We start from the raw sequence: 9,131 nt of genomic DNA, 5'->3' as shown, positions 1-9,131 counted from the left end.
GTGGGGGTTGGTCGCGCAGTTCCCCGCGCCTTCGGGGCGCGTCTGCGGGCGCGGGTCGCGCGCGGTCTTTCCCCCTTGACCGCGCGCGACCCTCCCCCCGACGCGCGACTCGTCCCCCGAGCAGTCGCGCGTCCTCGCCGGGCCCGCCCCGTGTGCGTGCAGGGGGCGGCCCGGAGTGTGCGGGGCCGTGTTCAGTCGGCCAGCGCCCGGGCCAGTTCCGTGCTGGCCCGCGCGATCTCCGTGTCCGGCTCGGCCAGCAGCCGGTTCAGCTCACCGCGCCGGGCGCGCACCGCCTGGCGCGCGGCCCGCTCCCACACCACCGGGTTCTCCCGGCGGTTCAGCAGCTTGGGGTACGCCGCGGCCGTGCTCTCCCACTGCCGGGCGTCGGCGATGGCCTTGAGGAGCTGGATGATCCCCGCCCGGACGGTGACGTGCGGCAGCTGGGCCAGCTCCCAGAGGAACGGCACCGTCGCCGCGGTCGCCTGTTCCGTGACGAAGCCGTACTGGCAGATCCGTTTCCGCAGATCCTCGAGGGCGGCCCGGGCGGTGCCGGCGTCGCCCCAGGCGATGCCGTTGAGCAGCAGGGGAATGGCGGCCGCCGATCCGGTGGAGTCCTGCATGTCGGCCCACGGCACCTGGGACAGGGCCGTGAGGGGCGTGGACCGTGCCACTTTGGTGGGGGACGGGTGGCGCACTGGGCGCTCGCTGCTCGGCTGTTCCGTAGAAGCGCTGCGCATGGCGTGGGTGCCTTTCCGCGGCAGTCGTGTCAGGTGGGCGGACGGGTGGACAACCGGGCCCACACCGTCTTGCCTGCCGGGACGGCGGGGAACCAGCCCCACGCCTCGGACAGGGCGTCGACGATGCGCAGCCCCCGGCCGTGCTCCTCCAGCTCGGCGTCGCCGCCGGGAGGCCGGCGCACGGGCGGGCGGTCGTCGGGATCGGTGACGGTGAGCAGCAGGTGCGCCGGCTCCAGACGGAACCCCAGCCGTACGTCCGGCTCACCCGGGCAGCGCGACGCCGCGTGTGTCACGGCGTTGGCTGCCAGCTCGGTCATCACCAGCGTGGCGTCGTCGCTGCACCGGCGCAGCGACCAGTCCCCGAGGGTGTCGCGGGTGAAGGACCGCGCTCGCGCGAGGCCCTCCCTGCTGCAGGCGATGCTCACCGTCGCGTAGGGGGCGGCGGCGGGCACCGTCGGCAGTGGGGTCCCGTCCTCGTGCGGCATCGCGGGCAGCGGGCCGAACGACCCGGCACCGCGACCGTCTCCCGGTAAGACGGCCGTGGCCGGCGGCCGGAGCGTCAAGTGCACAGGTGATGACACGGCATCTCCTCGATGCGACGTCAGGACGGGGCGCTCCCACGGGGGTTGACGCCACGGCTATTATCCACGCTGTCAGCGCTCGCGTGCAATTGCACGGAAAATTGCGCGAGAATTTTCGCCAGGTGCGGTGACGGCCGTGCGGGGCGGGACGAGATCAGCAGCGAGGAGACAGCGGTGCCTGGAGTGCGGAACGGAGTGCGGGCCAGCCAGTTGGACGCCCGCTGGATCAAGAGCCGGCACAGCAACGCCGAGGGCAACTGTGTCGAGGTCGCGCCGCTGTCCGGCGGCGACGTCGCGATGCGCAACTCCCGTGACCCCGACGGCCCGGCCCTCGTGTACACCGCCGCCGAGCTGGCCGCCTTCCTGGCGGGGGCGAAGGACGGCGAGTTCGACCACCTCGTCCGATGACGGGCCCCCGCGCCCGGTGATCCCGCGCGGCCGGCGTCGGACCCTCGCGGACCGGCGCCGGCGAAACGGAGTCCAACTGCCCCACTTCGCGCGGCATTTCGCATCCGTATGCGGTGAGGCAGCATCAGATGCGATAGTGTGAATCGCCCTTGTGCCGGTCTGCTGGGAGTCAGGATGTCCGCCGCGTCGCATCGCATCTCCCGTCTGGAACCCTATCTGGACAGGCCCGAGCCCGCGCCGACCCTGCTCAAGATGCTGGTGGGCGTGCAGCTGGCCGGTTTCCGTGAGGACGCCGGACTGTCCCAGGACCAGGCGGCCCGCTCCGTCGGTTTCAGCGGGGCCAAGCTGTCCCGCATCGAATCCGGCAAGGGCCGCCGCCCGCCCACCGACACCGACGTACGCGCGCTGCTCGAGCTCTACGGCACCGACGACTACGAGGCCTCCGTCCTCCTCAAGCTGCTCCAGCGGGCCGGCGAACCGGGCTGGTGGCAGCGGTACGACAAGCGGCTGATGCCCGAGTGGTTCGACCGCCTGGTCGGACTCCAGGAGGCCGCGGCCACCATCCGTACGTTCGAGATCCAGTACGTCCCCGGACTGCTCCAGACCGCCGACTACACCCGCGCGGTCGTCGAGCGGGGGCTGCCCAACGCCCCGGCGAGCGAGGTGCAGCGCCGGGTCGAGCTGCGCATGCGCCGGGCCCAGCTGCTGTTCCGTGAGGACGCCCCGCAGCTGTGGGCCGTCATCGACGAGTCCGTCCTGCTGCGCGTACTCGGCGACCGCACCGTGATGCGCGAGCAGCTCGACCACCTCGCCGAGATGGCCGCCCGGCCGAACGTCACCCTCCAGATCGTCCCGCTGAACGTCACCAACGCCTCGGCGCCCGCCATCCCGGTGACGTATCTGCGCTTCGGCGGCCTCGACCTGCCCGACGTGGTCTACCTGGAGCACATCAGAAGCGCCAACTTCCTCGAGGATCTCGACGAGACCGAGGAGTACCGGATCGTGCTCGACCGTCTCGCCGACGAGGCGCTCACGCCCCGCGAGTCCGTCGAGATGCTGCGCCGCACGATCGAGGAACGCTACGCGCTCTCCTGACACGCCCTTCTGACACGCGCGCCGCCCGCGGGTCAGCCACCTGCAGTGGTGCGCCGGACGCTCCGACGCCCCTCCCGGTCCCACGAGGTACGGGGAGGGGCGTCTCGGTGTCGGGGGTTACGCGGGTATGCGGCCCACTCCGCCGAACTCGATCCACTCCTGCGTGAGCTGACGGGGCGCCACCTCGGTGTCCGGACGCCAGGTGGAGACCTCCACCAGACCCGGCTCCAGGATCTCCAGCCCCTCGAACAGCGCCTCCACGTCCTTCTCCTGGCGGACCCGGCCCCAGTGCCCCTGGGTCACCTGGTCCATGAAGGCGGTGACGGACTCGCGGACCTGCTCGTCCTCGCTGACCAGCTGGCACATCACCATGATGCTGCCCGGCGCGAGCCGCTCCCGCACCCGGTCGGCGACGGCCTGCGGGCCGTCGGTGTCGCTGTCCGGGATGCAGTGGAAGACCGAGTTGAACAGCACGCACACCGGCTCGTCGAAGTTGATCAGCCGCTGGGTCTCCGCGTGTCCGAATATCCCGTCGGTGTCGCGCATGTCCGCCTGGATGACCACCGTGCGCTCGTCCTGCTCCAGCAGGGCCCGGCCGTGCACCAGCACCATCGGGTCGTTGTCGACGTACACGACGTGGGTGGTGGGGTCGATGCGCTGCGCCACCTGGTGCACGTTGTCCTGGGTGGGCAGGCCGGAACCGTGGTCCAGGTACTGCCGGATCCCGTACTCCTGGGTGAGCGTGCGGACCACGCGCTGGAGGAAACGGCGGTTGTTCAGGGCGAGCCGGCGGGTGCTCGGCACCACCTTGTCCAGCTCCTCGACCGCGGAGCGGTCCGCGGCGTAGTTGTCCTTGCCGCCCAGGTAGTAGTCGTACATACGCGCGGCCGTCGGCACGGTGGCGTCGATCTCGGTGGACAGCTGCTTGCCGGATTGCATCGTTCCCCCTGCGGAGTGCCGCGCCAACTGGACTGGCTGGACAGGAAATACATCCTAGGGAGGGCCGTACGGCCCTTGCCAGCCCGTCGGCGCACAAGTCCCCGAAGGAATGGTGAAGGAGTGTCAGGTCATCACCTATGGTGACGGAGTGTGCGTGGAGCGTGAGGGTCTGGCCGGAGAAGAGGCGGGTACCCGCTCCGCGACATCCCCGCACCGTGGAGGCCGGACCATCGTGAACAGCTCGCCGGACCGGATCGCCGACCCCTGGGGCGTACGCAGCCCATACGCACCCGGCGACCCCTGGCCGTCGCGCACCGACCTGCACCTCGCGGACGGGGTGACGGAGGAGGACGTCGAGCAATGGGTGCCGTCGGCGTCGATCCTGCACTCCAACGGCGACGCCATGGACATCGCCGTGCGTGACGGGCGCATCGTCGGCGTCCGGGGCCGCGCGGCCGACCGGGTCAACCGCGGCCGGCTCGGCCCCAAGGACCTCTACGGCTGGCAGGCCAACCACGCCCCGGACCGCCTCACCCGCCCCCTGGTGCGGGAGAACGGCCGCCTGGTCGAGACCGACTGGGACACCGCCCTGGACCGCGTCGCCGCCCGCACCCGGACCCTGCTCGACGAACGCGGCCCCGGCTCCGTCGGCTTCTACACCAGCGGACAGCTGTTCCTGGAGGAGTACTACACCCTCTCCGTCCTCGCCCACGCCGGCGTCCGCACCAACCACCTCGACGGCAACACCCGGCTGTGCACGGCCACCGCCGCCGAGGCCCTCAAGGAGAGCTTCGGCTCCGACGGCCAGCCCGGCTCGTACGAGGACATCGACCACGCCGACACGATCGCCCTGTTCGGGCACAACATGGCCGAGACGCAGACGGTGCTGTGGATGCGCGTCCTGGACCGGCTCGAGGGCTCCGACCCGCCCCGGCTGCTGTGCGTCGACCCCCGGTACACCCCCGTCGCCCGCCGCGCCGACGTCCATCTGGCACCCCGCCCCGGCACCAACGTCGCCCTGCTCAACGCCCTGCTCCACGAGATCATCCGCACCGGCCGGATCGACCGCGCCTACGTCGACGCGCACACCGTCGGCTACGACGAACTCGCCGCCGGCGTCGAGCGGTGCACCCCGCGCTGGGCCGCCCGGATCTGCGACGTGCCGGCCGCCGAGATCGAACGCGCGGCCGACCTGCTCGGCGACGCGCGGCGGCTCACCTCCACCGTGCTCCAGGGCGTCTACCAGTCCCACCAGGCGTCCGCCGCCGCCGTGCAGGTCAACAACCTGCACCTGATCCGCGGCATGCTGGGCCGCCCCGGCTGCGGGCTGATGCAGATGAACGGCCAGCCCACCGCCCAGAACACCCGCGAGTGCGGCGCCGACGGCGACCTGCCCGGCTTCCGCAACTGGCAGAACGACCGGCACGTGGCCGAACTGGCCGAGATCTGGAACGTCGAACCGGACGGCATCCCGCATCACGGCCCGCCGACCCACGCCATGCAGATGTTCCGCTACGCCGAGCAGGGCTCGCTGCGCCTGCTGTGGATCTCCGGCACCAACCCGGCCGTGTCCCTGCCCGAACTCGGCCGGATCCGTTCGATCCTCGCGCAGGAACGCCTGTTCGTCGTGGTGCAGGACCTGTTCCTCAACGAGACCGCGCAGCTCGCCGACGTCGTGCTGCCCGCCGCCACCTGGGGCGAGAAGACCGGCACCTTCACCAACGCCGACCGCACCGTGCACCTGTCCGAGAAGGCCGTCGAACCGCCCGGCGAGGCCCGCGCCGACCTCGACATCTTCCTCGACTTCGCGGCCCGCATGGACTTCCGCGACAAGGACGGAGGCCCGCTGATCGGCTGGCGCGACCCGCAGGAGGCCTTCGCCGCCTGGCAGCGGTGCAGCGCGGGACGCCCCTGCGACTACACCGGCCTCAGCTACGACAAGCTGCGCGACGGCGGCATCCAGTGGCCCTGCACCGAGGACGCCCCCGACGGCACCGCCCGCCTCTACACCGACGGCTTCGACCACGCCCACCCCGACCGGTGCGAGAGCTACGGCAAGGACATGGTCACCGGCGCCACCGTCACCCCCGTCGAGTACCGCTCCCTCAACCCGGACGGCAAGGCCGTGATCAAGGCCGCCGAGTACCTTCCGCCGCACGAGGACGCCTCGGCCGAGTACCCCCTCCAGCTGATCACCGGCCGCACCGTGTACCACTTCCACACCCGCACCAAGACCGGCCGCGCGCCCGAGCTGAACGCCGCCGCACCGGACGTCTGGGCGGAGATCTCCCCGGCGGAGGCCGCCGCGCAGGGCCTGGCCGACGGCGACCTCGTGCGGGTCACCACACCGCGCGGGGTGATCGAGGCCCGGCTGCGGACCGTGGCGATCCGCGACGGCGTGGTCTTCGTCCCCTTCCACTACGGCTACTGGGACACCCCTGAGGGTCACCGGCCGCCCGACGGCCGCCCCGGACGCGCCGCCAACGAGACCACCGTCACCGACTGGGACCCGCTGTCCAAACAGCCCCTGTTCAAGACGGCGGCGGCCCGCGTCACCCTGGCCGCCCGGCGCGGGACGCCCCGGCGGCAGGACACGGACGGCGCCGGCACGAACCGCCCGGGCGCGGACCGCACGGACACGCACGGCACGGACACGCACGGCACGGACCTCGGGAGCACGGCATGAGCGGCATCGGCCTCACCCTGCGCGCCCTGCACGACGGCGAGCGCGACCTGGAGGCGGACCTGCTCGCCGTCGCCGAGCGGCACCGCACCGAGCACGAGGTCCACCACATCGCCACCGACGTCGCCCGCTGGTCCCGCGAGCACGCCGCCCGGCTGGCCGCCCTCGGACCCGACCACGGGGTCGACCTGTCCGGCCCCCGCGACCACACCGCGCCCGGCGCGCTCACCGCCCTGCGCGAGAAGGCCGCCCAAGCCCTCGGGCGTCGCCCGGAGACCGGGCTGCTCCTCCTGGAGGACCTGCGCGACCTGCACCTGGCCGCCGTCCGCAACTCCCTCCACTGGGAGATGCTCGCCCAGGCCGCGCAGGCCACCCGCGACCGGACCCTGCTCGACCTGGTCACCGACTGCCATCCGCAGACCCTGCGCCAGATGCGCTGGACCAACACGATGATCAAGGTGCTGTCGCCGCAGCTCCTGGTGAGCGTCTGACCTGCCCCGGGGCGGCTTTCGCGGCGCGCCTGCGCGACCGTTCCTGCCCCGCTATCGTCGGTTTCGTCCCCACGGGACGCCGGCCGCCGACGCGCGACGGCCGGCCACGCCGGATCCCCGGGAGGCGGGCACCATGGACGGCTACTACGACCTCGGCTCCTACCGACGGCCCGTGTCGACGACCTCCCCCGAGGCCCAACTCTGGTTCGACCGCGGCCTGATGTGGACCTACGCCTTCAACCACGAGGAGGCGGTGGCCTGTTTCCAGAAGGCCGCCGACGCCGACCCCGGCTGCGCGATGGCCCACTGGGGCATCGCCTACGCCCTCGGCCCCAACTACAACAAGCCCTGGGAGGCCTTCGACTCCGAGGACCTGACCCGCACCGTCGAACGCACCCACGCGGCCGTCGAACGCGCCCACCAGGCGGCGGCGGCCCGCGCCACCCCCGTCGAGCGCGCCCTCGTCGAGGCGCTGCGCGCCCGCTACCCGCGCGCCCAGCCCGAGGAGGACTGCTCGGTCTGGAACGAGCCGTACGCGGACCGCATGCTCGCCGTGTACGAGAGCGCCCCCGGCGACCCCGACGTGGCCGCGCTGTGCGCCGATGCCCTGATGAACCTCACGCCCTGGCAGCTGTGGGACCTGAGGACGGGACGCCCCGCCGACGGCGCCCGCACCGTGGAGGCCAAGGAGGTGCTCGACGGCGCCCTCGCCACCGAGGCGGGCGCCACCCACCCCGGCGTGGTGCACCTCTACATCCACCTCATGGAGATGTCCCCGACCCCGGAGGCCGCCCTCACCGTCGCCGACCGGCTGCGCGGCCTGGCGCCCGACGCCGGGCACCTGCTCCACATGCCCTCGCATCTGGAGGTGCTGTGCGGCGACTACCGGCGCGTCGTCTCGGACAACACCGCCGCCATCGCCGCCGACGAGAAGTACCTCCAGCGGGCCGGCGCGATGAACTTCTACACCCTCTACCGCTGCCACAACCACCACTTCCGGATCTACGGCGCCATGTTCGCCGGACAGTCCCAGGTGGCCCTGGACGCCGCCGCCCGGCTGGAGGCGGCCGTGCCGGAGAAGCTGCTCCGGGTGGAGAGCCCGCCCATGGCGGACTGGCTGGAGGCCTTCCTTGCGATGCGCTTCCACGTGCTGATCCGCTTCGGCCGCTGGGACGACATCCTCGCGCTGCCGTTCCCGGACGACCCCGAGCTGTACTGCGTCACCACCGCGATGCTGCACTACGCCCGCGGCGTCGCCCTCGCCGTCCAGGGCGACACGGACCGGGCCGACGCCGAGCAAGAGCGGTTCCGCGCGGCCGTGGACCGGGTGCCGGACAGCCGGATGCTCTTCAACAACACCTGCCACGACATCCTCGCCATCGCCTCGGCGATGCTCGACGGCGAACTCGCCTACCGCAAGGGCGATCACGCCACCGCCTTCGCCGCGCTGGAGCTGGCCGTCGAACGGGACGACACCCTGCCCTACGACGAGCCGTGGGGCTGGATGCAGCCCACCCGGCACGCCCTCGGCGCGCTGCTCCTCGAACAGGGGCGGGTCGCCGAGGCGGAGGCCGTCTACCGCGCCGACCTCGGGCTGGACGACACCCTGTCCCGGCCGCTCCAGCACCCCGACAACGTCTGGGCCCTGCACGGCTTCCACGAGTGCCTGCTGCGCACCGGCAGGACCGGCGAGGCGGCGATCGTCGCCCGGCGGCTGCGGCAGGCCGCGGCGCTGGCCGACGTACCGATCCACGCGTCCTGCTTCTGCCGTCTCGGCACACAGGGCCCGCAGACGGGGGAGCACGCCTGCCACTGACACGGCGCCGGCGGNNCCGTCGTGTCGCGTCGTGGCGATTCCTCCTCCTTCTCCACCCCGCACAGCGTCGAGGTCTTGTCCGGGGTGAGAACGTGCCAGACCGGCTCCCCCGAAGTGTCTGCACCGCACCACATCTCGTGCATTCCCAGCTCCCTCCGGGTAGGCATGGAGGCCGCTTCCATACCAGCACGGCGGGCGTCCGTCCGGCTCGTCCGTCGGGCCAGTCGGGTGACAGCGGGTCCCGGCATGCATACGCGGACGCGCGGACGGATCCTTGAGGGATGAGGAAGCCTCCGATCGTGGTACACCCGCCGCTCGGCTCGGGCGGCCGGCGCGTCACCGTGCGCGGAGAGATCGTCGGCCTCGCCTACTCCGACCGCG

Annotated in this window: 8 protein-coding genes; 5 read left to right on the top strand and 3 right to left on the bottom strand. The window is 72.3% G+C overall.

The features are described from left to right. Positions 1–191: 191 nt before the first annotated feature. Positions 192–737, bottom strand: coding sequence for a hypothetical protein (locus CCN29_RS26705; protein ID WP_031020851.1), 546 nt, complete (start codon positions 735–737; stop codon positions 192–194). A gap of 29 nt (positions 738–766) precedes the next feature. Then, positions 767–1,342, bottom strand: coding sequence for an ATP-binding protein (locus CCN29_RS26700; protein ID WP_031020854.1), 576 nt, complete (start codon positions 1,340–1,342; stop codon positions 767–769). Between the two features lie 150 nt (positions 1,343–1,492). On the opposite strand from CCN29_RS26700, the gene CCN29_RS26695 reads away from it, so the two are divergent. Both CCN29_RS26695 and CCN29_RS26690 read left to right on the top strand, forming a co-directional pair. Next, positions 1,493–1,726 carry a DUF397 domain-containing protein gene (locus CCN29_RS26695; protein ID WP_006133007.1) on the top strand — a complete coding sequence of 78 codons (234 nt, stop codon included), beginning with the start codon at positions 1,493–1,495 and terminating at the stop codon, positions 1,724–1,726. Between the two features lie 174 nt (positions 1,727–1,900). Beyond that, a complete protein-coding gene (locus tag CCN29_RS26690; protein WP_086685084.1) occupies positions 1,901–2,821 on the top strand; it encodes a helix-turn-helix domain-containing protein in 921 nt (306 codons plus the stop codon). A 117-nt stretch (positions 2,822–2,938) separates the two neighbouring features. Here the strand turns inward: CCN29_RS26690 and CCN29_RS26685 are convergent, their stop codons facing one another. Beyond that, positions 2,939–3,760, bottom strand: a complete 822-nt coding sequence (locus CCN29_RS26685; RefSeq protein ID WP_031020856.1) for an SAM-dependent methyltransferase — start codon at positions 3,758–3,760, stop codon at positions 2,939–2,941. Positions 3,761–3,992: 232 nt separating this feature from the next. Between CCN29_RS26685 and CCN29_RS26680 the strand changes: the two genes are divergently transcribed. The 3 genes from CCN29_RS26680 (at position 3,993) to CCN29_RS26670 (ending at position 8,750) form a co-directional block, all read left to right on the top strand. Beyond that, the gene (locus CCN29_RS26680) at positions 3,993–6,446 is read left to right on the top strand and encodes a molybdopterin oxidoreductase family protein (RefSeq protein WP_086685081.1); all 2,454 of its coding nucleotides are present in this window, start codon (positions 3,993–3,995) and stop codon (positions 6,444–6,446) included. Continuing rightward, on the top strand, positions 6,443–6,934 hold the full coding sequence (locus CCN29_RS26675) for a hypothetical protein (RefSeq protein WP_006133011.1): 492 nt from the start codon (positions 6,443–6,445) through the stop codon (positions 6,932–6,934). The genes CCN29_RS26680 and CCN29_RS26675 overlap by 4 nt, the downstream gene beginning before the upstream one ends. 133 nt (positions 6,935–7,067) lie before the next feature. Continuing rightward, positions 7,068–8,750, top strand: a complete 1,683-nt coding sequence (locus CCN29_RS26670) for a tetratricopeptide repeat protein (protein WP_086685079.1) — start codon at positions 7,068–7,070, stop codon at positions 8,748–8,750. The last annotated feature ends 381 nt before the right edge of the window (positions 8,751–9,131 follow it).

It is taken from the genome of Streptomyces pseudogriseolus, from assembly GCA_002154585.1.
Lineage (GTDB): Bacteria > Actinomycetota > Actinomycetes > Streptomycetales > Streptomycetaceae > Streptomyces > Streptomyces pseudogriseolus.
This window is presented reverse-complemented; position numbering and strand designations above follow the sequence as displayed.